This window comes from Exiguobacterium sp. BMC-KP, from assembly GCF_001275385.1.
In the GTDB taxonomy this organism is placed as follows: Bacteria; Bacillota; Bacilli; order Exiguobacteriales; family Exiguobacteriaceae; genus Exiguobacterium_A.
Window position 1 is genome coordinate 941,764 of record NZ_LGIW01000015.1, and the last position, 22,917, is coordinate 964,680.

General features: G+C 46.8%; 33 protein-coding genes. 13 read left to right on the forward strand and 20 right to left on the reverse strand.

From position 1 onward, the window contains the following. Positions 1 to 25: 25 nt before the first annotated feature. The 7 genes from ADM98_RS10645 to ADM98_RS10675 all read right to left on the reverse strand — a co-directional run bounded on the left by ADM98_RS10645 (position 26) and on the right by ADM98_RS10675 (position 7,413). A complete protein-coding gene (locus ADM98_RS10645; RefSeq protein ID WP_053453487.1) occupies positions 26 to 2,470 on the reverse strand; it encodes an ABC transporter permease in 2,445 nt (814 codons plus the stop codon). After that, positions 2,467 to 3,216, reverse strand: coding sequence for an ABC transporter ATP-binding protein (locus tag ADM98_RS10650; RefSeq protein WP_053453488.1), 750 nt, complete (start codon positions 3,214 to 3,216; stop codon positions 2,467 to 2,469). Before ADM98_RS10650 ends, ADM98_RS10645 begins: the two co-directional genes overlap by 4 nt. A gap of 96 nt (positions 3,217 to 3,312) precedes the next feature. Further along, positions 3,313 to 3,732, reverse strand: a complete 420-nt coding sequence (locus tag ADM98_RS10655; protein ID WP_053453489.1) for a cytidine deaminase — start codon at positions 3,730 to 3,732, stop codon at positions 3,313 to 3,315. A 10-nt stretch (positions 3,733 to 3,742) separates the two neighbouring features. Next, the gene (locus ADM98_RS10660) at positions 3,743 to 4,513 is read right to left on the reverse strand and encodes an ABC transporter permease (protein ID WP_053453490.1); all 771 of its coding nucleotides are present in this window, start codon (positions 4,511 to 4,513) and stop codon (positions 3,743 to 3,745) included. Next, positions 4,510 to 5,211: an ABC transporter ATP-binding protein gene (locus ADM98_RS10665; RefSeq protein ID WP_053453491.1), complete on the reverse strand. Its 702-nt coding sequence runs from the start codon at positions 5,209 to 5,211 to the stop codon at positions 4,510 to 4,512. Before ADM98_RS10665 ends, ADM98_RS10660 begins: the two co-directional genes overlap by 4 nt. Positions 5,212 to 5,307: 96 nt before the next feature. After that, complete coding sequence (locus ADM98_RS10670; RefSeq protein ID WP_082318545.1) at positions 5,308 to 5,748, reverse strand: NUDIX domain-containing protein; 441 nt, start codon at positions 5,746 to 5,748, stop codon at positions 5,308 to 5,310. A 39-nt stretch (positions 5,749 to 5,787) separates the two neighbouring features. Then, the gene (locus ADM98_RS10675; protein WP_053453492.1) at positions 5,788 to 7,413 is read right to left on the reverse strand and encodes a M3 family metallopeptidase; all 1,626 of its coding nucleotides are present in this window, start codon (positions 7,411 to 7,413) and stop codon (positions 5,788 to 5,790) included. 159 nt (positions 7,414 to 7,572) lie between these two features. On the opposite strand from ADM98_RS10675, the gene ADM98_RS10680 reads away from it, so the two are divergent. Then, entirely contained in the window at positions 7,573 to 7,779 is a 207-nt protein-coding gene (locus ADM98_RS10680) for a helix-turn-helix transcriptional regulator (protein ID WP_053453493.1), read from the forward strand. After that, a complete protein-coding gene (locus ADM98_RS10685) occupies positions 7,776 to 8,474 on the forward strand; it encodes a DUF3169 family protein (RefSeq protein ID WP_053453494.1) in 699 nt (232 codons plus the stop codon). Before ADM98_RS10680 ends, ADM98_RS10685 begins: the two co-directional genes overlap by 4 nt. 44 nt (positions 8,475 to 8,518) lie before the next feature. Here ADM98_RS10685 and ADM98_RS17385 read toward each other — a convergent pair whose 3' ends face one another. Continuing rightward, complete coding sequence (locus tag ADM98_RS17385; protein ID WP_023468457.1) at positions 8,519 to 8,668, reverse strand: hypothetical protein; 150 nt, start codon at positions 8,666 to 8,668, stop codon at positions 8,519 to 8,521. A gap of 100 nt (positions 8,669 to 8,768) precedes the next feature. On the opposite strand from ADM98_RS17385, the gene ADM98_RS10690 reads away from it, so the two are divergent. Together ADM98_RS10690 and ADM98_RS10695 are read left to right on the forward strand one after the other, a co-directional pair. Continuing rightward, a complete protein-coding gene (locus tag ADM98_RS10690) occupies positions 8,769 to 8,951 on the forward strand; it encodes a hypothetical protein (protein WP_035407678.1) in 183 nt (60 codons plus the stop codon). 6 nt (positions 8,952 to 8,957) lie between these two features. Then, positions 8,958 to 9,821, forward strand: coding sequence for an NAD-dependent epimerase/dehydratase family protein (locus tag ADM98_RS10695; protein ID WP_053453495.1), 864 nt, complete (start codon positions 8,958 to 8,960; stop codon positions 9,819 to 9,821). Positions 9,822 to 9,868: 47 nt separating this feature from the next. Here the strand turns inward: ADM98_RS10695 and ADM98_RS10700 are convergent, their stop codons facing one another. Next, positions 9,869 to 10,858 carry a phosphotransferase gene (locus ADM98_RS10700; RefSeq protein ID WP_160315941.1) on the reverse strand — a complete coding sequence of 330 codons (990 nt, stop codon included), beginning with the start codon at positions 10,856 to 10,858 and terminating at the stop codon, positions 9,869 to 9,871. An 86-nt stretch (positions 10,859 to 10,944) separates the two neighbouring features. Between ADM98_RS10700 and ADM98_RS10705 the strand changes: the two genes are divergently transcribed. The 3 genes from ADM98_RS10705 to ADM98_RS10715 all read left to right on the forward strand — a co-directional run bounded on the left by ADM98_RS10705 (position 10,945) and on the right by ADM98_RS10715 (position 12,148). Beyond that, a complete protein-coding gene (locus tag ADM98_RS10705) occupies positions 10,945 to 11,343 on the forward strand; it encodes a VOC family protein (protein ID WP_053453497.1) in 399 nt (132 codons plus the stop codon). Positions 11,344 to 11,465: 122 nt separating this feature from the next. Further along, entirely contained in the window at positions 11,466 to 11,807 is a 342-nt protein-coding gene (locus ADM98_RS10710) for a PadR family transcriptional regulator (protein ID WP_023468462.1), read from the forward strand. Then, positions 11,804 to 12,148 (forward strand): DUF1048 domain-containing protein, encoded by a 345-nt coding sequence (locus ADM98_RS10715; protein WP_326933877.1) that lies wholly within the window; start codon positions 11,804 to 11,806, stop codon positions 12,146 to 12,148. The genes ADM98_RS10710 and ADM98_RS10715 overlap by 4 nt, the downstream gene beginning before the upstream one ends. 50 nt (positions 12,149 to 12,198) lie before the next feature. On the opposite strand, the gene ADM98_RS10720 is transcribed toward ADM98_RS10715, so the two are convergent. The 5 genes from ADM98_RS10720 to ADM98_RS10740 are packed head-to-tail and all read right to left on the reverse strand — an operon-like array spanning position 12,199 to position 14,025. Continuing rightward, complete coding sequence (locus ADM98_RS10720; RefSeq protein WP_053453498.1) at positions 12,199 to 12,552, reverse strand: hypothetical protein; 354 nt, start codon at positions 12,550 to 12,552, stop codon at positions 12,199 to 12,201. Between the two features lie 5 nt (positions 12,553 to 12,557). Further along, the gene (locus ADM98_RS10725) at positions 12,558 to 12,764 is read right to left on the reverse strand and encodes a helix-turn-helix transcriptional regulator (RefSeq protein ID WP_053454538.1); all 207 of its coding nucleotides are present in this window, start codon (positions 12,762 to 12,764) and stop codon (positions 12,558 to 12,560) included. A 56-nt stretch (positions 12,765 to 12,820) separates the two neighbouring features. Continuing rightward, the gene (locus tag ADM98_RS10730) at positions 12,821 to 13,276 is read right to left on the reverse strand and encodes a GNAT family N-acetyltransferase (RefSeq protein ID WP_053453499.1); all 456 of its coding nucleotides are present in this window, start codon (positions 13,274 to 13,276) and stop codon (positions 12,821 to 12,823) included. Between the two features lie 19 nt (positions 13,277 to 13,295). Next, positions 13,296 to 13,640, reverse strand: a complete 345-nt coding sequence (locus ADM98_RS10735; protein ID WP_235504882.1) for a DUF3147 family protein — start codon at positions 13,638 to 13,640, stop codon at positions 13,296 to 13,298. Continuing rightward, positions 13,621 to 14,025, reverse strand: a complete 405-nt coding sequence (locus ADM98_RS10740; RefSeq protein ID WP_053453500.1) for a MarR family winged helix-turn-helix transcriptional regulator — start codon at positions 14,023 to 14,025, stop codon at positions 13,621 to 13,623. The genes ADM98_RS10735 and ADM98_RS10740 overlap by 20 nt, the downstream gene beginning before the upstream one ends. A 75-nt stretch (positions 14,026 to 14,100) precedes the next feature. Between ADM98_RS10740 and ADM98_RS10745 the strand changes: the two genes are divergently transcribed. Beyond that, positions 14,101 to 14,457 carry a hypothetical protein gene (locus tag ADM98_RS10745; protein ID WP_053453501.1) on the forward strand — a complete coding sequence of 119 codons (357 nt, stop codon included), beginning with the start codon at positions 14,101 to 14,103 and terminating at the stop codon, positions 14,455 to 14,457. A 12-nt stretch (positions 14,458 to 14,469) separates the two neighbouring features. After that, entirely contained in the window at positions 14,470 to 15,237 is a 768-nt protein-coding gene (locus tag ADM98_RS10750; protein ID WP_053453502.1) for a nucleotidyltransferase domain-containing protein, read from the forward strand. Here ADM98_RS10750 and ADM98_RS10755 read toward each other — a convergent pair. After that, a complete protein-coding gene (locus ADM98_RS10755) occupies positions 15,226 to 15,936 on the reverse strand; it encodes an SAM-dependent methyltransferase (protein WP_053453503.1) in 711 nt (236 codons plus the stop codon). The genes ADM98_RS10750 and ADM98_RS10755 overlap by 12 nt on opposite strands. 183 nt (positions 15,937 to 16,119) lie before the next feature. On the opposite strand from ADM98_RS10755, the gene ADM98_RS10760 reads away from it, so the two are divergent. Next, positions 16,120 to 16,755 carry a homing endonuclease associated repeat-containing protein gene (locus tag ADM98_RS10760; protein WP_053453504.1) on the forward strand — a complete coding sequence of 212 codons (636 nt, stop codon included), beginning with the start codon at positions 16,120 to 16,122 and terminating at the stop codon, positions 16,753 to 16,755. A 48-nt stretch (positions 16,756 to 16,803) separates the two neighbouring features. On the opposite strand, the gene ADM98_RS10765 is transcribed toward ADM98_RS10760, so the two are convergent. Genes ADM98_RS10765 through ADM98_RS10775 form a run of 3 tightly spaced genes read right to left on the reverse strand, consistent with a single transcriptional unit; the run spans position 16,804 to position 18,075 of the window. Continuing rightward, a complete protein-coding gene (locus ADM98_RS10765; protein ID WP_053453505.1) occupies positions 16,804 to 17,214 on the reverse strand; it encodes a DUF4362 domain-containing protein in 411 nt (136 codons plus the stop codon). A 17-nt stretch (positions 17,215 to 17,231) separates the two neighbouring features. Then, a complete protein-coding gene (locus ADM98_RS10770; protein ID WP_053453506.1) occupies positions 17,232 to 17,738 on the reverse strand; it encodes an SRPBCC family protein in 507 nt (168 codons plus the stop codon). Then, the gene (locus tag ADM98_RS10775; RefSeq protein ID WP_053453507.1) at positions 17,710 to 18,075 is read right to left on the reverse strand and encodes an ArsR/SmtB family transcription factor; all 366 of its coding nucleotides are present in this window, start codon (positions 18,073 to 18,075) and stop codon (positions 17,710 to 17,712) included. The genes ADM98_RS10770 and ADM98_RS10775 overlap by 29 nt, the downstream gene beginning before the upstream one ends. A gap of 136 nt (positions 18,076 to 18,211) precedes the next feature. Between ADM98_RS10775 and ADM98_RS10780 the strand changes: the two genes are divergently transcribed. Next, the gene (locus ADM98_RS10780) at positions 18,212 to 19,066 is read left to right on the forward strand and encodes a LysR family transcriptional regulator (RefSeq protein WP_053453508.1); all 855 of its coding nucleotides are present in this window, start codon (positions 18,212 to 18,214) and stop codon (positions 19,064 to 19,066) included. Here ADM98_RS10780 and ADM98_RS10785 read toward each other — a convergent pair. Beyond that, positions 19,054 to 19,689: a hypothetical protein gene (locus ADM98_RS10785; protein ID WP_053453509.1), complete on the reverse strand. Its 636-nt coding sequence runs from the start codon at positions 19,687 to 19,689 to the stop codon at positions 19,054 to 19,056. The two genes, ADM98_RS10780 and ADM98_RS10785, sit on opposite strands and share 13 nt — an antisense overlap. A gap of 118 nt (positions 19,690 to 19,807) precedes the next feature. On the opposite strand from ADM98_RS10785, the gene ADM98_RS10790 reads away from it, so the two are divergent. After that, entirely contained in the window at positions 19,808 to 20,575 is a 768-nt protein-coding gene (locus tag ADM98_RS10790) for an SDR family NAD(P)-dependent oxidoreductase (protein ID WP_053453510.1), read from the forward strand. 62 nt (positions 20,576 to 20,637) lie between these two features. Beyond that, positions 20,638 to 21,444, forward strand: coding sequence for an SDR family NAD(P)-dependent oxidoreductase (locus ADM98_RS10795; protein WP_160315942.1), 807 nt, complete (start codon positions 20,638 to 20,640; stop codon positions 21,442 to 21,444). Positions 21,445 to 21,481: 37 nt separating this feature from the next. Here ADM98_RS10795 and ADM98_RS10800 read toward each other — a convergent pair whose 3' ends face one another. After that, positions 21,482 to 22,729 carry a polysaccharide deacetylase family protein gene (locus ADM98_RS10800; RefSeq protein ID WP_053453511.1) on the reverse strand — a complete coding sequence of 416 codons (1,248 nt, stop codon included), beginning with the start codon at positions 22,727 to 22,729 and terminating at the stop codon, positions 21,482 to 21,484. Positions 22,730 to 22,917: the final 188 nt, after the last annotated feature.

A 22,917-nucleotide genomic window follows, 5' to 3' on the forward strand; every position in this document is an offset into this window, starting at 1 on the left:
ATCCCCCCGGTTCACTTGCCCTTACTTACTGTTTCAATTCGTGAACGAGGTTTTCCTGCTTCCGTCGGGTGACGAACCAAGCGATGCCGACGACTAGTACTACCAAACCGGCAATGGTTCCAGCAATCGTCGGTACGTTGAAATAGAATGATCCTGTATCATCAATCCGTGTCACGAACAATGTTGCGCCAAATCCACTGATTAGTCCGAAGATGACGCCGCTCCCAATGAACAAAAGCATTTGAACGAGTGTCAACTGACGGAGCTCGTTTCGTTTCAATGCAATCGTTCGTAACAAGGCATACTCGCCTCGTTTCCCACTTACGAAACTAAGTAAGGCATTAGCAAGTCCGAACCAGACGGAACCACTCATGACGACGAGCGCAATCAAGAAGACGAACCAGCGCTCCGTCGTTTGTTGCTCCGCATCGCGAAGCGCGTCAGATAGTCGATTAACTTGCAATGTCGGATAACTTTGCGTGATCTCTGATAATTTTTTGGTCACTTGCGCCTTCTTTAACTCGGACGGAACGTCGATGTAGACATTCAAGATTTGATCGTTCGGTTGTCGCAGCTGCTCGTTCCGCCAATCGACGAAGACGTCTGGTGCTATCTTCTTTTCGATTCCAACGATTCGGAATTGACCGACCGAAACGCTTTTTTCTTGCTCCCCGTCCCATCGCCCGAGCGGCAACGTATCGCCTATTTGGAGACTATATTTTTTAGCGAAGGCATGTGAGACGATGATCCCTTCTGTGTCACTCGTCTGTTCTCCCTCTAAGACGTCGAGGCGACGATAGTCCGTCACTTCGTATTCGATCGAGACATCTTTTTGCGGTGATTGGTATTCGAAGGAATTTCGAGACGACAGGAAAGTCGCTTTTGCGCCAGGTAGGTCAGTTTCAATGTGTCGAATCAATTGTAGCGGGTTCCCTTGTGTTCCCTCATCCAAGCGACTCTTTAAGACGACTTCTGTCGGGTATTGGCTGATGATGTACTTCCGTTCGTTTTGTTGTACTGTCTCAAGGAACGTCGATCCGATGACGACGATGATGATCAATACTTGAACGATCATCATCAACCAGGCATTTTTTCGTAGTTGTGGCAACACACCCCGGAATGCGACGAAACTCGTCGGTCCCGCTAACCGTCGAACGATTGGTTCCGTTCGATGAAGAATCTCCTTCAAGAGAAGGGGTGTTGCAAGATACATCGACAGTAAAAAAGCAACGGTCGCACCGAGCCAAGCAATCGCTCGTGCTCCCTCCGTGCTCGCAATCACTTCAGCAAATAAGATCAAGCTGGCAGTCAACCCACTACTAGCGAGAACAAGGCGTTTTCGTCGCGTCGATCGTGACGCCGTTTTCAGATTGTCTCGTAGGACGTGAAGCGGCAACACATCCCGTTTTCGGTACGCTGTACTCGCGAGCAACATCAGAATCAACAAGGAACTGCCGAACGTGATGAGTCCTAAGAAAGCACGATGTTCGAGTAAGAGTGAGACGATCATCTTACCTTCAGCAGGCCATACAAATTGACCGAGTAACGGTAAGCAAATCCCACCTAGAATCGCGAGCACCGTTCCTGCTAAGACGATCAAGCCGGATTGAACGAGGAACAACTGAAACAGCTGTCGGGTCGTCGCCCCAAGCGTCCGCATGATCGCAAATTGGACAGTATGTTTGCGCAAGTATAAATCGAAGTTTGCGATTAAGATCAAGCCAGAGACGACCAGAATCAGCAATGACAAGATCCCGATGTAACCGTTCAGTGCCGGTGAGAGTGCTTGTCCTTCCGAAAGCTCAACACGGAGCTTCGGATTCGATTGGACGAGCGTATCGGCATAGCGTACGACATCCGTCCCTTCTTTCATATCGAGCAAAATCGCTTTAGTTTCGCTTGTGTGATGCTTCTGCAGATCAGCATATGAAAGCAGGACTTGATCTTGCGCGTTCTTTGATGTTTTGGTGTCCGGTAGAATCTCGCGAATCTGATACGTTTCTTCCCCGACACGTAGCGCTTGCCCGACAGTACGGTCAAGCGACGTCGCAAGTTTAGCTGACAGGATCGCTTCTCCTCGTTGCAAATCGGTCGTGAAGTGGTACCGACTTTTCGTTAACGCATCCGATTGAACACCAATCGTTTCGACGTCGGCCATCGTTTGACCAGAAATTCGTGCTGTTGACTGTAAGATTGGCTCTGTGCGTAAGATACCTTTATCCTTCTTGAGTTGCTCAAGCAAGGTCTGTTCCGTCCGCTCGCCTTCAGGTGAATATTTGATTGTCAGATCGACTTGACCGTATGTTAGCTGTCGATCCGTTTCGATTGTTGCTTGATTATGTAACAAAAAGATCACCATCGTTAAGACAAGACCGATTGAAATCATGACACTTCCGATTGACGTCAATAAAATCATCGGACTTTTACGATACAGTCGATGCGCGAGTCGAAAGAGATGTTGTCGCTTCATATGACCCCCACGAACTGCTCATACGTTGCTAAAATCGGTGCCACGTCTCCTGTCGACAGCTGATCGGCGACGATTTGACCGTCATGGAAGTAAAGTACCCGCTTCGCATGAGCGGCTACAGTCGCATCATGCGTCACGAGCAGGATACTCGTCTGTTGTTCCCGATTGAGTTCTTGCAACAACTGCATGATTTCAGCGGATGTCTTAAAATCGAGGTTTCCCGTCGGTTCATCAGCTAAGATGATCGGCGGTCGACTGATCAAGGCACGGGCGATCGCTACCCGCTGTTGTTGTCCACCCGATAACTCTTGCGGTCGATGACCTTTCCACTTGGTCAGTCCGACACGATTGAGCCAAGTTTCGACCTCTTGATTGATCGTTTGATCATCCATTCCTTTCAGCATCAACGGTAAAGCGATATTTTCATGGACCGTCAAGTCATCGAGTAAATGAAACGACTGAAAGATGAAACCGATATGCTGTTGTCGGTATAGCGTGGCTGCGGGTTCAGTGAAAATGTCCCGTTGTCGTTTTCCCTTTAGCGTCAACGTTCCACCGGTTGGTGCGTCAAGCGCCCCTAAAATATTCAATAAGGTACTTTTTCCAGAGCCACTCGTACCCATGATGGCGATGAAGCCACCTTCTTCTAAAGTGAAGGAAACTTGTTTTAGCGCTTCAACCGTCTCTGTTCCCCGTGTATAGATTTTTGATAATCGTTCGACTTCCAATAAAGCTGACACGTACATCCCTCCTATAATATCCAGCATCTATTATACCCAATATAAGGATTATTTAGAAGTAAATGCAAAAAACCTCATCAAACGATGAGGTTTTGCATTTTACTATCGGACATATTTAAGTGGAATCAAGTCCGCAATCCGGACTTTCGTCAATTGTTCGTCCAGATTCAAGAGGACGAAAGCATCTGGTGCATAATCAGAAATCAGTTCGCGACACATGCCGCATGGACTGACGACACGAATCGTTCGGTCTGTCTCGTCCGAATAGGGATGTCGCACGGCAACAATCGTCTCAAAATCCGTTAATCCATCCGTGATGGCGGAACCGATCGTGATGGCTTCCGCACAGACCGTCACACGTCCGATATAGGCTTCGACATGAACACCGGTTTTTGTTGCGCCATCTTTTGTCCGTAAAGCGGCAGCGACATGATGTTTGTCGTCAGCATAGCGGCTTTGAATCGTTTCGGTTGCTAGTTCGACCAGTTGCAGGTCGGCTTCTGTAATGGGATATGTTTGCATGTCATACTCCTTATGTGTCTTTTTTCTTATAGGTTAAACCGATGAATTGTGCTTTTTCATTGAAGAGTCGGCGGTAGGATAAAAAACCGACGAGGACGGATGCCATCGCTGCTGTCGTCAAAATCAGGAACAAAATCAACAGTTGGTAGAGGACTGCTTCCATCGGATCGGCGCCACCGATAATCAAACCGCTCATCATCCCGGGTAGTTGGACGAGTCCCATCGTCTTTTGCGCTTCGATCGTCGGAATCATACTCGTCCGGATCGCGCCTTTTAAGCTCGTATCGATTGCGGTCTTCGCATCCCCACCAAGCGAGAGAATTAGTTCGATGACCTCGTCGCTCCGTTCGACCTCGTCCTTGAACTTATTGAGAAACAGTAAGGAGAGAATCATACAGTTCCCGATGACCATCCCACTGATTGGAATGACTTGCTGCGCTTCGAACGGAATGATCTGTAATCCGAGCAAAATGCCCATCGTCAATGCTTCGACCGCAATCAGTGTGAACAAGATGATCCACTGGATTCCGGGAATCCCGTCCCCTTTACGGATGACGTTCAGTGTCGCTGCACCAATCATCAACAAAATCATCAGTAACATGAAAATTGGACTGCCGCTTTCAAAGACGAACGTCAGAATATAACCGATGATCAAGAGTTGAACGATTGATCGAACGGTTGCGATGAGGATGTCCTTCTCTAGACCAAGCCGTAACGTCCGCGCTAAGACGAGGGGGATCAGAATGAAGATGAGCGAAGTCGCCAGTTGGAGATAACTCATACCGATTCCCCCTTCAAGAACGCTTGCGTCTCTGCTTGACCACTTGTAGCGAGTTCCTTGAATGCACCAGACTCGATCAATCGTCCATCCTTTAAAAACCAGACGTCGTCGCTGACCCGCTTGGCTTGCTCTAAGTCATGCGTAATCCAAATGATCGTCGTCTGTAACTCCTGCTGTAAATCAAGAATTAACTTCTCAATCTCCTGGACCATCCGGTAATCGAGACTTGCCGTGATTTCGTCAAGCAACAGGACGTCCGGTCGATTGACGAGTGTCCGTGCGATTCCGAGTCGGCTCCGTTCACCACCCGACAAATCTTTGACGGGTCGCTCAAGTTCGACGGATAGGTCGACTTGTTGTAGCAAACGTTCCGCCTCTTCGCGCGGTAACGATTCACCGAAGATTGATTTCGGTAAATTGATATTATCGTAGACGGTACCCGGAATCATCGGCGCGCTTTGGAACGCCATCCCGATCCGTTTGCGGACATCGAGCAAATTCATCTGCTCAAGTGGTTCGCCTCGAAAACAAATTTCGCCGCGATCGGGAGAAATTAGTCCATTGATGTGTTTCAATGTAGTCGATTTCCCGGCACCACTCGGTCCGACGAGCGTTGTAATGACACCTTCGCGGAACTCACCTGTTATTTCGTGTAAGATGTGTTGATAGCTGACTTCGTGAAACGTAAGAATCGACATACCGTGTGTTCACCTGACTTTCTACAAGTTTCGGGTAATGCTCCTGTATTGTTGTACCCGAAATTGAGTCGCTTTAGTACGTCAGGGGACACTTGATTACGTATGAATGATTTCTCCGGCAAAATCATATGGTACCGTTCGACCAGCAAAAAGCGATTCTTTTGATGTTTCTGGAAGATTGAGATGTTTGAATGCTTCCTCGCGGTCCATCCAGACGAGTCCGGAGATCTCTTCTGGAACATTCGTTTTTAACTGACCTGTTGTAATTTCACCTGCGAAGAAGAAAAACAGACAGTGTTCGCCAGCTTGCGGAAAAAATGCTTCCGCCACATGAACGATATCCCCTGGAATGATAGAGAAGCCCGTCTCCTCCAACACTTCGCGTGTAATTGCAGTATGTAGCGTTTCGTCATGTTCGACCGTTCCACCGGGCAATGTATAGTAGTCACCGTGATTTCCACGATTCTCAACCATCAATAATTGATTGCCTGTAGTGTTGAATAATGTCGCATAGACGATGTTTTTACGTATATTCATGTTCGTCCTCCTATCGTTTTGTACATCTGTCGCTCCGGATTAAGACTTTCTCTTCTTAACATCTTCGTCGTCTGATTGATCCAACTCATTTATCCAAGCTTCGATTTGACCTTCTAGGAATGTCAGCAACTCTCTCATTTCCACATCACTCGGTAAGAATGACACACCCGCTCTCGCATAAACTTCTTGAACCGAATGGGTTTGACTAAGCGCTAAAGCTGCAAGAAAGTCTTTCATCATTTGGTCAGGATCTTTCGTAAAACGGTGATACAACTGAAGAGCAGCAATTTGGGCGATCGCATATTCAATGTAATAGAACGGCGTCTCAAAGAGATGAATGACACTCATCCATTCGAGTCCTTTCCAATCAGGCGTCTCCGACCAATCGAGGACGTCCGTATCATACGTATCCCGGAGACGTGCAAAAGAAGCTTGCCGTTCTTCCGGCAGATGGTCCGAGTGAGCATAAAGCCATGACTGGAAACGATCAACGATGATTGTTTGCGGCAAGAACTCCACTATAGAACGAATTTGTTCGAGTTTCGCTCGGGCAACGTCTCTTTTATCTGGAATCACTTGGTACCACTCGTTCATCGTCAACAGTTCAAGCGACATGGCGGCGAATTCCCCGACTTCGAGCGGAATCGGTTGAAGTCCATCATACGTCTCTTTCATCGCATCATGATGGACGGCATGCCCCATCTCGTGCATGAAAATGACGAGATCATCGAATGTCTGCATGCGACTCATGAACAAGAACGATTGTCGTTCGACGGGTAAATACTCGCAGAATCCACCACCAGCCTTATTCGACCTGGCCCCGATATCGAGATGTTCCGCTTGGCGCATCTCTTTTAGGATGTCAGCAAAAGTCGGATGAACGCTCTCAAGAATCGCTTGTGCCTTGCCTAAGAATGAAGCGTCAGAACCGGTTACGTGATGATCAATCTGCGTATAGGCTGATTGCCGAACGTCCCACGGATGGAGAGTCTGTTTGCCAAGAAACGATTGTTGCTCGAGCTGAAATAGCTGTTTAACCGGCAGAAAATAAGTTTGAATGATGCTGGGGTAATGATCGACATCCTTGCTTGTATAATCGATACGTCCGAGCTCCGCAAAAGCCAATTCTTCGTATCCCGCCTGATGGCTTGCAGAAGCACGCACTTGTCGCAAGTCGACGAGTTGCGAAAATAATCGTTGAATGACAGATTCATTCGTCTGGAACCCTTCTTCAATCGATAAGAATGCTTGTTTCCGTGTCGACTCATCCGCATCAAATAATGCGGCATAGAGATCAGAAACCGCTTCTCCCGTTCGTGTCAGCATTGTTGCCTCAATCCGAAGATACTCTTGGATGAGACGCGCTTCCTCTTCCGTCACACGCGTCGCTCTGAGTGACTGTTTCCAGAGTGCTCGCGTTCGGAGCTTGACGTCGTCGCGCGAGATAAGATCGATTTTTACCGAACGTCTTAACGTATCGAGTTTGTCTGATAGCTGCTGACGTCCTTGTTCGTATGTATTAGTTGCGACCGAGTCTGTCACGTCTTGGAGATACGTGATTTTTTGTTTGAGCAGTGTCTCTTCGATTTGTAGAACCAATGCGATTTGGCACGTAACATCCTCATCATGATAAAAAACATCGTTTACAGATGACTGAGATTTCATCGACGTGTTTCACATCTCCTTTCGACTTATTCTAGTATACAATTTATCCCATCAGTATGATTGATTTCTATATCGATGACTATCATATTATCTTTTTTGACTATTATCGTTGTCAAAAAGACTATGATAAGTTACATTATATAGGAGGTGAATCACTATATGAAATCCCGTTTAAAAGAATTACGTGCTCGTCACGGGTGGAATCAGTCTGAACTGGCGCGGCGTGCAAACATTTCGCGCCAGACGATCAGCTTAATCGAGCGTGAAGAATTCATGCCTTCGCTACTGATCGCTGTCAAAATTTCTCGTGTGTTTAATACGCCGTTAGAAGAAATTTTTTATTTCGATGAGGAGGAATTAATATGAAAAAAGAAGCGATCAAAGTCATCATCGCAGCACTGCTCGGTTTCATTAGTAGTTATATCGTCATGTCTGTCTTCAAACATACCAGTTTGTCACAGTTTGAACTATCGATTTATCTTAATTACATATTCACTGGTCTTTTCGTTATCTTGACGGTTTTTACTCTCAGTTATATCGTGCGCTATTTGCAAATTCGTCAATTGACTCGACTCACTGTTTCTTCAGACGACGAGGATGCGATTGACGGTCAAGTGAATCGATACTATGCGGATGGCATGATGATAGTTCAAATCTCTACTCTTCTCAGCATCGGTCTCGCATCTTTTAGCATCATCGAAAATCATTTCGGACTTCATTTGATACTGAGCAGTTTCTTTTTTGTTATCAGTAGTTTTGCATCCTATTATTATCTTAATCTTATGCGTCATATCTACCCAAACAGAGATTTCCCAAAGTACTCGGAAACAAACTATGTCAAAAAGCTATTTGCCGCCTCAGATGACGGAGAACGACACGTCATGTTAGAAGGTCTCATTCGTTCACAATCTTCGTTGCAACTCCTATTGATGGGTGTCATCGTCGTATTGGTCATTTATTCGTATGAAACCGGACAGTCTCAGATCTTCGCAATCAGTTTATTGATTATCGCCTTGATTTGGAGCAACGCGAAATATTTCCTTTATGTACGTAACCGCTAAAAAGGAGCATCCGGTCGATTGACCGGATGCTCCTTGACATTCCTTCAAAAATCACGATGATTTTGTTGCTGATGGACGTCGTGCTGGTTCAGCGTATACTCCTGATCGTCGAGCGAACGATGTTTCGACTGACTGCGCGCTGAAATGAACCAGACGACTCCACCGACGGCAAGAAAAATAGCAATGAAAATCATAGACACCCTCCTTTAGATTCCTTTTTTACTTTATTCTTCCAACACTCTTGATTATCCTTTACGATGAGGTAGAAGATAAAAATATCAAGGAGGCGTTAGGATGTTTGGTAAAGAACCGACATGCATTCATTGTGGCAAAACGATCGAAGGAAACGAAAAGGTTTACATTCAGATGCGTTATCCAAAACATCGTGGGATGACGGAAGTAAAAGCTTACTTAAAAAGCGAAGGTCGTTTCATTTGTGAGAAATGTTTCGCTGAAAAAACGGAGTCAAAGGAGTAAGCACCCATGAACTTAAACGAGAGTACGATTTTGATTACAGGGATGACCGGGACGCTTGGCTCACGTGTCGCGCGTCGCGTCCTAAAAGAAGCGCGTGAAGTGCGCGGTTTGTATCGCTCCAAGGAACAAGCGGACCAATACGCTTTCAATGGTGTCCACGCAGTCATCGGTGAGCTTGGTCATCCAGCTTCGCTTCTTGCAGCACTCCAAGGCGTTGATCTGTTGATTCACTGTGCTGCCTATCTCGGGGACGATGCTGACTTAGCTCAGGAAGCAAATGTCACAGGTGTACAACATCTCGCAGATGCTGCGACAACAGCTCGTGTCAAGCGCATCATTCACATCTCGACGACTTCCGTGTACGGAGAAGTAGTGAGTGGACATTTTACGGAAACGTCACCACTTCTATCGTCAGAGCACGTCTACATCCATACAAAGCAGGCATCCGAACGCCTGTTACAGGAAAACACACCCGATTCCGATTTAATCATCTTACGCCCAGGATCAATTTGTGCGGAAGAACAATCCTACTGGGGAGATCGACAAGTCGAGCGGATGAAAGAAGCGGATATGATTACTTGGGTGCACCCGGACGATGTCGTCCCGTGGGTCCATACGGATAATCTAGTCGAGATGATTGTCCTTGCCGCAACAAATGCGCATAATGGGGACATCTTCAATGCGATCGATGCGAATCTACCTGAGACGGATTTCCGGATGAAGTTGATCACAGCAAGTGGCACGGCGTTCAAAGTGCCAGACCGTGCAGCGGAACACGCGACATTTGCGAATGACCGGATCAAGCAACTCGGTTATATTCCGATTCGTACTCCTGAATCAACGGTTGAACAGTTGGTGAAATCGTTTTAATAACAAGAGAGGCATCGAATCGAGTGATTCGGTGCCTCTTTTTATGCTTATCTTACCGACATCCACTTCATCCAGAGATTCCGGTCATGCGCTCGTAATTCTTTTATTGTTAGAACGACTTGTTCCGTTCCAAGTACTCGTTCCGCTTCAGAGATACCACTTTTCCCAAGCGAGCGATCGAGATTAAATTTCAGCCAGTCGAGCTTTCCTTGGACACTGCTATCAATGACGTGCGTCCAGTCGACACCAGGCAAACGTTGGTTTGTCGCGTAACCATCAAGAAATACGTTAAATCGATTACGATCGAACGTATTGTCTTCTTTCTTTGACCAATAACAGGCTGTCTCGAACACGTCAACAGCTCGATGAATCAGACCCGCAGACTCCCAGTCAATCAGGACTGGACCCTTGAGTGTCCAGAGGACGTTCTTTGGATCGAGATCACGATGACTGACAATCCAGTCTACTGGCAGTTGTCTCTGTGCTTCCTGTGCTAGTCTTTCTATTCGTTGCAGATGTTCCTGCTCTTCCATGAATAGATGCAACCACTTTGCTTGCTGCCGTTTTCCTTCTTTTAAATGACCGTCCCAATCGATTGAAGTACTCGAGGTATCCGGCTTTAAAAACCCAGTTGTCGCTACCGTAAGTCCATGCAACCGTCCTAATTGAACTCCAATTTGTCGTGCATGTGCCGATCGAAGCTGATCGGCTGATAACGTCTTGCCATCAATCCAATCAAACAAAAGGTAATCCGAGCCGTCAATCGTCTGCACTGCTTGATTGTTGACGCGACGTGCTGGTAATGCTGCTAAGTGAAATGACGCTTGCATGGCGACCTCTTCAGACATCTTAAAATTATTTCGTGCTTCAGGGCGTCGCATGATGTCGGGATTCAATCGTTTTAAAACGTAAGATCCAGTCGTCGTCTGTAGTCGCCATGTCTCATGCAGGAGTCCCCCTGTCAATCGTACAGGTTCGCTAATCATTTGCCCTAATAAAAAACGTTCACAAATCAAATTCATCGTTTGTTGCATCATATTCTCCATTTCATTCGTTCCAACCGAACCGTGAAATGCTACACTAGTTTTGCATGATTTCATTGAACACGAAGGAAGGTTTTAGCATGAAACAAATTCATCACATCTGTATTCAGACGACGGACTACGCTGCGTCTAAACAATTTTATGAACAGCTTGGGTTCTCTCTCGTTCAAGAGTCACCTGGTTTTCACGACCGCACCTTTAACAGCTGGTTACGACTCGGTGATTTCTATATCGAATTGCAAACACCCAAATCGGGTCAGCCATTCACCGATTATACGAAACAAGCAGCGGGTCCCGTCCATTTCGCACTTTACGTTGACGACTTGCAAGAAGAAGTAGCACGCTTGGAACGACTCGGGATGCCTTTCCTACCGAAACACGGCGGAAACATCTACTTCGTCGTTGATGGTCACCTCAGCAAATTAAAAGCACCCGAAGGAACAATCATCGAGTTACGGGATACGTTTGCGATCTCTTAATTTCGATTCAACCGCCCATAATAAGGCGGTTTTTATATTGTCCAAACCAGTACTTTGTGTTACTATATAGCGGTAATCATTAATACTAAGTAGCTGATTTATTAAGTATCGAGGTGAATAATTTGGAAAATATCACAGAATTGCTCAAAGGTATACTTGAAGGATGTGTACTTGAGATCATTAGCCGCGGTGAAACTTATGGTTATGAAATCACTCAACAGTTACGTCAACTCGGATTCTCAGATGTCGTGGAAGGGACAGTCTATACAATCACGATGCGCTTAGAAAAGCAGCAGCTCGTTCATATCGAAAAAAAAGCATCAACAATGGGACCTCCTCGAAAATTTTATACGCTAAACGAAGCAGGACACGATCGTTTACGTATCTTTTGGGAAAAATGGGCGTTCGTATCTGACAAAATGCAAGAACTGCAGCAGTTAAAACAAGAAGGGAGTACGAGATGATGAGAATATTCGAGCGGATCACCGGTAGTATGGAAGCTAAACGAGAATGGCGGTCGATGGAGAAGCGGGCTAAATCTCTTCCTCCTCGCTACTATGAGGCTTATCAAGCGATTCAACGCTATTTAAATGTCACGGGTGGACTAACGAGTTGGCAAAGTAGTCATCGTGTACTGACCGTCGTCCTCGAGTTGATGGAACAAGCCGCCTTCGAGCAAAAACCAGTGACAGATTTCACTGGAGAGGATGTTGCTGCGTTTTGTGATGAGTTAGTGAAGGACGAGCAGTCTTGGCAAACATCGTACCGTCATAAATTGAATGAAACCATTCGTCAGAATTCATGATGACGTATGGAGTAAAGGGATGTGTCAGACACATTCCTTTTTTGTATTCATCAAATCCGTCGATTGACAAATATTAATACGATTGGAAATAACAGGATTTGCCCTCCTAATGCTAGCAACAGAGCAAATTGAATGTCTTGAATGATCGACAGATTGACGAGAATCAAGATTAAAAAAAGATATCCGATACTTACGAGATAAGCCATATGTCCACTACGGATTTTAACCGCTCCTTGGCGCTCATCATACGGTTCGTTCGGTGAGAATACCGTTCCTGAGATACGTGACGTGACGCCAGCTAAAACGAGGATGATCCCGAGAGTTTTAGCCGCCGGATCTGTCATTGTTAAGTACAGACCTACTCCAATTAAAATGATGTCTAAGAACACATTGACTCGCTTCATTTTATTCACTCCTCGTTCGTTCGATTCGGTATAAAGATGTCTTCGATTCGCCGCTCAAACAGATCAGCTAGTGTAAACGCGAGGTCGAGTGACGGATTATACCGCTCTTTTTCGATGGAAATGACCGTCTGACGCGACACGGTCAATCGTTTTGCCAGTTCGCCTTGCGACCAGCCTCGTTCTTCGCGCATCTCCTTGACCTTATTTTTCATGATTTCACCTCGTAGTCCCATTATATGTAAATAACACACTAACTGTCAAGTTTCCTTTACATCCTCTCCATACGCTCCCACATGATATACCGATCGTCTCTCCCGACCTGAATCAATCCCGCTTTTTCGAGTACTCGGATTGATGCTTGATTCGTCGACTCCGTCTTCGCAAGTACCACTGTCACTTCCGTTTGTTCAAACGCCCATTCAATCAATGCTTGAACTGCTTCCGTCGCAAACCCTTGATTGTGATACGCTGGTAACAGACCATAACCGATTTCGACCGCTTGTCGTATGTCCGGCTTCCCCTTGAATCCGATATCCCCGATTACTTGACCATCCTTTGTCATAACGAGCCAGCTACCCCAGTATAGTAGCGAGGGATCTGACGCTATCGACATCAAATGATGCTGAACTTCTGGACCATTGTCATACTGCTGTTGTTGTAAACGTGTCACATCATTCGCCGTACACGGATGAATCGTCAATCGTTCTGTTTGAAGGATTACCATTACTTTGTCTCCTTTTTGATTACGTTTGCCACCACTGTTGTAGGTAACGTTGGATATACCAACAAACGATAAAAAGACTTGTTGCACCGAGTATACTGTAAAAAATAGGAATACCTAAGCGGATCAATCCGTATAAAACGGCAAGTAATAAAAACGTCGCCGGTAATCCGAGCAACACACACTTTAAGAATGTACTTAGTTCTGCCCGTTCACTTCCTTGTTTAACGAGCCAGGCAAAGCTTATCAGACTGACGACGGGCAATGCAGACAACACACCACCCAGTGACGGTGAACGCCGGGCGACTTCCGTGACGAGACCGATGATCAGTGCGCTCGACAGCACCTTAACGAGAAAAGCAGTCATCTGCCGCCTCCCGCAACAATCGAAACGCCTGTTCAATCGCCTGTTGGTCTGTTTTTGACATCGTAGCAAGGACTTGATTTAACCGCTCGGGATCGAGTTCTGTATGACGACGAACGATTGTATCCCCTATGTCTGTCAAACCAATCGTCACTTGGCGTTGGTCTTTTGGATTCCGTTTTTTTTCGATATAATCTAATTTCTCCAACTTTTTGACATGCTCGGACGTCGTATTATGTGAGAGGCGAAATGCCTCGGCAATCTGCTTGATCGTCGGATTCACTGCAAATTGAATATATTGCAAAATACGCACACTTTGGTGAGATAGGTTTTCCTCGAATCGTGGATGTAGTTGATAATATATTTTTGCAAAATCAGCTGAAATCATGATGCTCCCCCTTATATCGTATAAAACGAATATATCGTAAATTACGATATATTAATAGAGAAAGAGGTGTATTTCATGAAAAAGATGTCAGCGACTATAGGATTAGTTGCGCTTTGTCTCAGCGGATGCTTAGCGGAGACGACGATGACAACGACGGACCTCATCGCGGCGGAAGCCATTAAACAAGCTCAAGACGTCATCCGCTTGAACGATCGCGTGTATCGACTAGATCAGGTCGTAACCGTCTCCGATCTCTCCTTGACTCCTGGTCCACGTGTTCAAGAAATAGCATCCGAAAAGACGCTAAAGGACGGCATGGCAACTCGTCTTAAGAGCGGTACGGTCATCTATCAAGAAAAAGATGATACGATGTTTTTATATGTGCAGCGAAACAAGAAGTGGTATCGCTATCAATCCATCCCTGAAGGATGAGGAGGAAGACAGATGCAGTATCCAACGACATTGGGCACGAAAAATGGCTACATCCACAATCCAACTTCCGCTGAAGCGATTCCTGTCCGTTATCGTGCCGTAATTCAGGACGTCGTCGCCTATGTACAAACCTTATCCGCGTTTCATGGCGTGTACTTGTATGGCAGCGTCGCCAAAGGAACGGCGCGTCCCTTTGAATCCGACCTCGATTTTACACTGATTTTGACAGAACCGTTGACGGAAGAAGAACACATGCAGTTAGATGAACGGACAGAAGACTGGTTGAAGGACTATCCATTCGTCACCAAAATCGATTATGACATCGGTCTGCTTGGGGACGTCATACGGGATGACGAAGCACTTCGTTGGGGCGTCTGGTTGAAATCCGTCAACTTGTTTTTGGCAGGCGAAAATCTCCAAAGCCGATTTCCATCCCTTCGCCCGACACGTGCTCTTGGCTTCGCGTTAAACAGTGAAGTATGTGAGCAGTTGAAAACGGATTTATTTCTCCTAGAAACCGGTCAGGTCGCTTTGCTTTATTCCGATTCGATCGTGAAACGGATTATTCGGAGCACCTATCACCTCATCTTAGAAGAAGATCAAAGCTTCGTGCATGACCTAGAGACACTCCGTCCGCTCCTGCTTCATTATTTTCCTGACGAACCGCGCTTTTTGTCACTGTTCGCCGCTTACGATACACACCAAATCGTTTCGCTAGAGGATGTCCACTACTTTGTAGACTGGTTCGCGTCTCGGATGTCGGACGAATCAATCCTTTAATTGAAACAGACCAGTCCACAGTCCAGCATGACCAAATAATGCCTCCGGATTGTCAACGGGTTTCATTTCCGTTAGTTCGATGACGTCAAATGCATCGAATATGGAGAGTAATCGCTCTTTCGTGTATCCGAGTCCACCTTGGAGACTATTTTCTTGATAGACCTCCCAGTCCGTCAACGTCGCCCCGCCAAGCGGACCGCCCGCAACAAAACACGTCAATCCGAAATATCCTCCGGGGCGCAACATCTCCTTCAGTCGCGTCACATAAGTCACACGTCGATGTGGCGCCATATGATGAAAACAGCCGGAATCGTAAATGAAATCATATGTATTCTGTTCGGTCGTCTCTAGAAAATCTTGCTTTCGAAACGCAACGTGCGCTCCAGTCTGTTGCGCTTGTTCTGTTGCCCAGTCTAACGCGGTTGCTGAAAGATCCAGTCCCGTCACCGAGAAACCGTGTGTTGCGAGATAAATCGCATTTCGACCCGGTCCTGTTCCGAGATCTAATGCGTCACCAGGCGAGAGCCAGCCCTCTTCGACGTAGCGAACTAAGTTCTCATCCGGAATGTTCTTAAAAAACGGGACCGGTTTCGACCGATCTTCATAGAACTTGTCCCAAAACGGTTCTGGTTCACGCAATCGTGCGTCGAGCATCTTTAAAATATCCTCCATCGTATCAATCGTCTGTGTTTCTGTCATTGATCAATTCCCCCTCTTTTCTTCTATAATATTATATTCGTGTTTTAGCTCTGATTTTCCTGTATTTCCTGGATAAAAATGCGCTATTTTTCTTACCTTACGATATTGTTAGTATGTTCTCGCAATCCCTCATGCTACACTAGCCTGTAATTGAAACAACCATTCAAAAGGGAGATATCTTGCATGCGTCAACATCCGACTTCCACTTCCGCCTTAGCAACGGATGAGAAGATCATCCGCTTGATTCAAGGTCTTCATCAAATGCACCATTCACCTATGAAAGCTACCCATTATCAAAAGTTAGCAGCTCAACTTCCTTACCCTTCGCTTGAAGAAATCAACGCCAGATTCGGTTCGTGGGCACACCTATTAGAACGAGCCGGAATCGTCAAGGCTTCCCATTTATCGACGAAAGAACGCATGACGTTGAACCGTCCGGCTGCGGTCAAGCGAACGAAGCGGTGGTCGATCGAAGAGAGCGTCGCCTTTTATGTCGCTCAAAAAGGAACGAACATGACGATTCGCTCCTACACGGAATTGCGAGATCTACACCCCGAGATGCTGAGTGCGAATACGATCATTCGTCGGTTCGGAACCTGGAAAAAGGCCTTGGCACACTTCGATCTCACCTCGAACGGCTTCTTCACCAATCAAGACTGCTTAGACGCTCTTCAACAAGCTGCAGCCACACATGGACCGCTTCTAACGAGTCAACAATATGCCAAGTGGGCGCGAGCGCACCAAGCACCTTCACTGACGTTGTTGATTGAGCGCTTCTCCAGTTGGCGCGAAGCTTTACGTCGTCTCGACATCGAATAAAAAGGATCGTGCCCGCTGATTGATTCGACGGGACACGATCCTTTTTGATTATTGTTTTGGCAATCGTAAGAGCTCATGATCCGCTCCTTTAGCACATTGGCGTAACGTATAGACCGACTGTTCCTTCTCAGTTGTCTTGACGAGTCTCTTACAGACTTCGTTTTTACGATCATCGTCTGTCGTACCGAATTGATCACGCGATGAATCAGACGTGTATTGATACGACTTGCCATCATACTTGACGTCATACAATACCGGGTCTCCTTCAGTCGTAAATGCCGTGATGCGGATCTGATCTGATTTGCCTTGCGTTGACTTCTTTAAAAAGGACTCGAATCGGTCGCTGTTCGTAACATCATTCTGGACGATGATGTCGCCATTCTCTTTCGCCTCTTCCATCGTATATTTTCCACAACCGGCTAAACAAAGCAGACATACTATAAGACCGAGCTTCCGCATCCCTCACCGACTCCTTCTCAACGTTTCGTTAATAATCGTTCAAGGCGATACAGTTGCGACGTAAAGCCTTCCTTCATCCCCATACCGAGTACTTCTTGCACGGCTGCTTCTGTCTCATAGGTCGACTCGAAGACGATCAACGTCGTCTCCCCGTGGTCGAGGAATGTCGTGACATTCTCGCTTCCTGGCAAATGTTCAGAGATCGCTCCTGACGCGTCCGAGAAATAATCGGCATGACTATACGTGTTCGGAGCATGGATATGTCTGAAAATCGCTTTTCCCCACGACTCCATTCCGTAAAAGTCACCTTGCGCCGGATCAACACAGCGCATGCAATAATGCCATACACCACCCGGTTGGAACTCAAACGTCTTGATCATCGTCTCCCAGCCTTCCGGTCCCCACCACGCTTCGAGCTGCTCTTTTTCCGTGAATGCGGCAAAGACGCTATCTCGTGGCGCCTCGCACGTCCATTCCATTCGTAGCGTCTTTCCCTCAATCGAAGTCTTCAATTCCTTTTTCATTCGTCCCGTCTCCCTTCACGTTCGGCTGAATCTGCTTCAAATGTGCGTCTAGACGATGCATGCGGGCTTCCATTTGTACAAGCGAGTTGCTCCACATGACGAGCTCTCGAAACGCTTCTGGGCGAAGGCTATACAAGCGACGATTCGCCTGCCGTTCGACAGTGATTAGTTCCGCGTCAAGCAACAGCTTCAAATGCTTCGAGGTTTGCGGTTGGCGTAAGTGTAGTTGTTCAGCTAACTCATTGACGGAGCGAGGACCGTTTCGTAACGCTTCAATGAGTTGGAGCCGTGTCGCGTCTCCGAGAGCTGAGAATCGTATTGGTATCCGATCATTCATATCCGTTCACCTCTTTATTTTATATATTCCCAATTTAGAATATTCCAAACTAAGAATATAGAAAATGCAAAATGATTGTCAGATGCGTTCAAATGGCGTACGTTCTAAACAACCTGTATGAAAAGAGCGTGAACCAATGAAGACCGAATGGATGGAAGCATTCCTCGTCACCGCGGAGACCGGTAGCCTGACGAAAGCAAGCGAAGTACTGCATATGACGCAACCGGCGTTAAGTAAACAAATCAAAAGTCTTGAGAGTGCACTCGACGTCTCGTTGTTACACCGTTCGGCACATGGTGTCACGTTGACGACAGCTGGCGAAATCGTCTTTGAAGAGAGCCGTGAACTGCTTGACCGGATCGATCAGATGAAACGACGGATCGGTACGATCAACGAACGGACGACCTTAACGCTCGGATCATGGCCAAGCGTCGCGATGACGTATCTCCCGCGTCACGTCTCGCGTCAAGCGACGGCTCCGGATCTCAAGTTGAAGACGGCGCATACGACGATCGATTTGATGCAAGGTCTTGAAGAACGCCGATACGATGCTGTCTTACTCGACGATCGTCACCATGTCCATCCGTATCATACGACGCATTTGTATACGGAGAACTTTTTACTTTACGTGCATCGAGACGATGAACGATTCACGAGTTGTACGTCTGTAGCGTTTGATCAAATTCGAGATGCCTCTTTCTTATCGCTTCCGATTGATTGCGATTCGACGAACATCTTAAAGGACGCGTTCATCGAGCGAGGTGCTGTCTATCAATCAGAAAATGAGATGGAATTCGGATCAAGCGTCCTCGGTTTCATCCGTGCAGGACTTGGTATCGCTCTATTGCCGGAGATTTTCCAAGATGGACTGTCACCTGAAATCAAGACGTTACCGGTCGACGGGTTTGATGTCGTCCGCGAATTGTCACTCGTCTCACGAGACGCCTCCCATCATGCGATCCTGCTTGATTTACTCGGTCAGTCGCGCTGAAGGTGCACTTGTAGTTCATGTCTCAAATCATCGACCTGATCTTGTGAAATCGCCGAGTCCGGTGTCTCACCGTACCGGACAAGATGATAGATCGATGGATCGAGCGTGACATCAATCCGCTGTAACCATTCGCCGACCGTCTCTTCGGAGCGGCGGCGTTTTTGTCGTGTCAGTTGCCGATCGAACGTTTGCAACAGGCGACGAATTTCTGACTCTGATTCTTCACCGATAAACGTTTGTTTCATCGAACGCTTTGGAGTAAACAGCGGCGGTGGATCCATTAAATCGTCGGCTACGTTCTCTCGTTTCCGTCGCTTTCGCCATCGCTTCATGAAGTAACGTACACTGAAGAAGACGATCAGTAGTATGACAAGACCGACAATGACGTAGAAGGTAGTAATACCTAAAGTATCCCCATCCTCCCCGCTGCTCTGTATCTCATTTTTCGGTTTTTTCTCTACTTTTGGTTTAATGTTCGTTTCTTCACCATCGTTCGCCATAAAGCGCATTTCATAAGATGCCGGTTCATAAAAGAAATAACGGTAAACTTCCGTACCGACCAATTGAATCGCAGCAAGGCTTACGAGTGCTATACATAATGTCACAACTAACCCACGTTTCATCCTATCCCTCCTTTTCAATATTTTACCATCTCCATTCTACCTCGGAGTGATTTTTCTTTCTTTTCAGTCAATTTTTCATTAGAGTAAGTGGTGACTCTCATTAAAAGGACGTGACATCATGTATCTTCCAAGTTTTTCGTTAACCGATCAGACATTTCTCATCACAGGGGCTGGGCGAGGTATTGGACGGGCGCTCGCTATCGGGATGGCAGAAGCTGGTGCTGACATCATTCTCGTCGCCCGGACGGAACGAGATTTGAAGGAGACGGCACAAGAAATCGAACGCCTCGGTCGAACGGCTTACATACTCCCATGCGACATCACTGACCGGAAACAAGTCATCGAGACGGTTGCTCGTGCTTATGAACAAGTGCCGCAGATTGACGGGCTCGTCAATAACGCCGGAATGAACATTCGCTCGAAGGCACTTGACGTAACGGAAGACGAGTGGGAAACGATTCATCAGACTAATCTGAAATCTGCCTTCTTCTTTGCTCAGGAAGTCGGGAAACGGATGCAAGAGACAGGTGGAAGTATTCTCAATATCGCCTCCGTCGCGGGCCACGTCGCCTTACGGACCGGTGTCGTATATGCGACGACGAAAGCGGCGATGATTCAGATGACGAAAGTGTTAGCCCTCGAGTGGGGACCACAAAACATTCGTGTCAACGCAATCGGACCGTGGTATTTTAAAACACCGCTGACGGAACCCTTACTAAAAGATCCTACATATCTGCAGGAAATCGTTGACGTGACACCGCTCGGTCGGGTTGGTGAATTAGAAGAGCTCGTTGGTCCAGCTGTTTTCTTATCATCTGCCGCTGCCCGTTACGTGACCGGACAAACACTTTATGTCGATGGCGGGATGACGATTAAGGGTTTTTAAATCAGAAGAAGACGGATGCTCACATGCCCATCCGTCTTCTCGTATTTGAAAGGAGCTCCATCATGCCTACTACACTCAAACAAATCGCACTTGTCGCAGGAGCCTCCCGTGGTGCCGGACGTGGAATCGCCTATGCTTTAGGTGACGTCGGGATGATCGTTTACGTCACGGGACGGAGTACGGTCGAACAGACGACGGACAACCGAAGCGAGACGATCGAGGAGACGGCTGCTGGAGTCACGGCACGTGGCGGACTTGGTATCTCAGTCGTATGTGACCACACGAATCAAACAGACATCGATCGTTTAGTTCAACAGATTCGACGTCAACATGGTCGAATCGACCTCCTCGTCAATTGTGTGTTTGGTGGTTCCGAAAGCCACTTGCCTTCCGGAACCGGTCGACGGTTTTGGGAGCGACCACCAGAACACTGGGACGCGATGATGTCCGCCGGACCAAAAGCATACGTGTGGACGATTCGCGCTGCAATGCCATTACTTCAACAGAGTCCAGCTGCGCTTATCGTCAATCTGACGTCATTCACTCCAGATCAAGTAGCCGGGAATCTCTATTATGATCTAGCAATGCAAACGATCAATCGAATGACGCACGTCATGGCAAGTGAGTTAGATCAAACGACTATCTCCGTCATCGCACTTTGTCCCGGTTTCATTCGGACGGAACGAGTCGTCGATGCCGGATTCGCGAGTGCTGCGACCGAATCGACTGCTTATATCGGACGAGCTGTTGCAGCGCTAATCGCAGATGACGACGTGAGCCGTTATTCTGGGCAAGCCGTCTTCGTTGCAGATCTCGCGAAGTTCTATCAATTTACGGATCAGGACGGGACGCAGCCACTATCGTTTTAATTGCTTTACTCGATGGATTCTACTAGTTTTCAAACATTCACTTCCGTTCTGGCCGTGCTGAATCAAAAATTTCTTTCGCATCAAAGAACGGATCGAGTACGTTCGTCTTTCCAGCAACGGCTTGACGTAAACGAATCCCGTCAACATTGATCCGAGCTTGGCGGAAGTAGTCGGGACCAACTTGTTTCCACGCATGTTGACTCGCATCAACATTGAAGAAATAACGGAAACCACTATCGATGAGTAAACGATATTTCTCACCCGAATAATCATGCCAATCCCCGACATCACTGCCATATGGATAAATCAGTTGCGTTGTTTTTCCGATCAATGGTTCTACGTCCTGTTTATAGCGTTTTAAATCCGCACGGATCGTAGAAACTGACTCTTTTCCGACCCAGATATGTCCGTACGTATGACTCGCGAACTGCCAGCCGTCCTTGTTTAATGCGACGGCTGTCTGCTTCGCTTGTTTTCGTGTCGTTTCGACCTTTTCATTGTGCCCGTATTGGTTGTAAGAAGAACGATACCCGAGCACTCCGTTATAGCCTGTGATTCCGAGCAACCCTTTCGCGCCTTTATACGAAAAGTCAGGATGGGACTGGACGAACGCGTCAACGATTGGTACGAGATCATAGGCACCATCGGGCTTTCCGACCATCGTATTGACAATTTTGCCGTCCTTCACTTTTAAATTCTTCGCAAATCCATCCCCTTCCATGTATTCGTAATAATTGACGTCATCCTGCGACAGTACGAGTGGCTGTTTTCCTTTCGGTAAACGAATCGGCGTCTCAACGATTTTGCCTTGCACGTCTTTTGCTAAATCCGTCGGTCGTAAAAGCACATAGCCTTTTTTGTATAAAGCGTCTAATATCCGTTCGAATTCCTGTTGCGTCACCATATAATCGTCGTATCCTGCTTCCTTCCGGTCGCCGTCGAATGCTTGTTTTGGATCTGCAATCAAAGAATGGAAAAAGAGGTGTGGCACTGGTTTTGTTATAGTGACAAGCGACTGCTTCGCCTGTTCATATTCTTCCGACTTCTGAATTGTCTCTTTTGTCCGAAGAGGCTTTAACACCTTAATCGCTCGCGCATAATCGTATTGAGAAGCGTAACGCTCAGCACGCTGTATTGTCTTTTCTATGTATGACTGTTGTGAGATTTGTCTTTTTTGCTGTGTCTCGCGTGGTTTTACAGACTTCTTCTCGACGACTTCTTTCTCTCCACATCCACTTAGTAGTAGACTCAGCGCCACACCGCCAATGATCCATTTCCGTTTCATGACTTTCGACCCCTTTATCAATTTCGACGTTTTCATTTCCATTTATTTTAACTATTCCCGATTGTTCAGTCGATTAACTACTTTTCTGAGTCATTCCGTTTCGTTATGACTGTCCATCCAAAGCGGAACTTCCGTTCATTACGGATGAGGTGTTTAATAAAGGACGTAATGAAATTCACGGAGGTGCA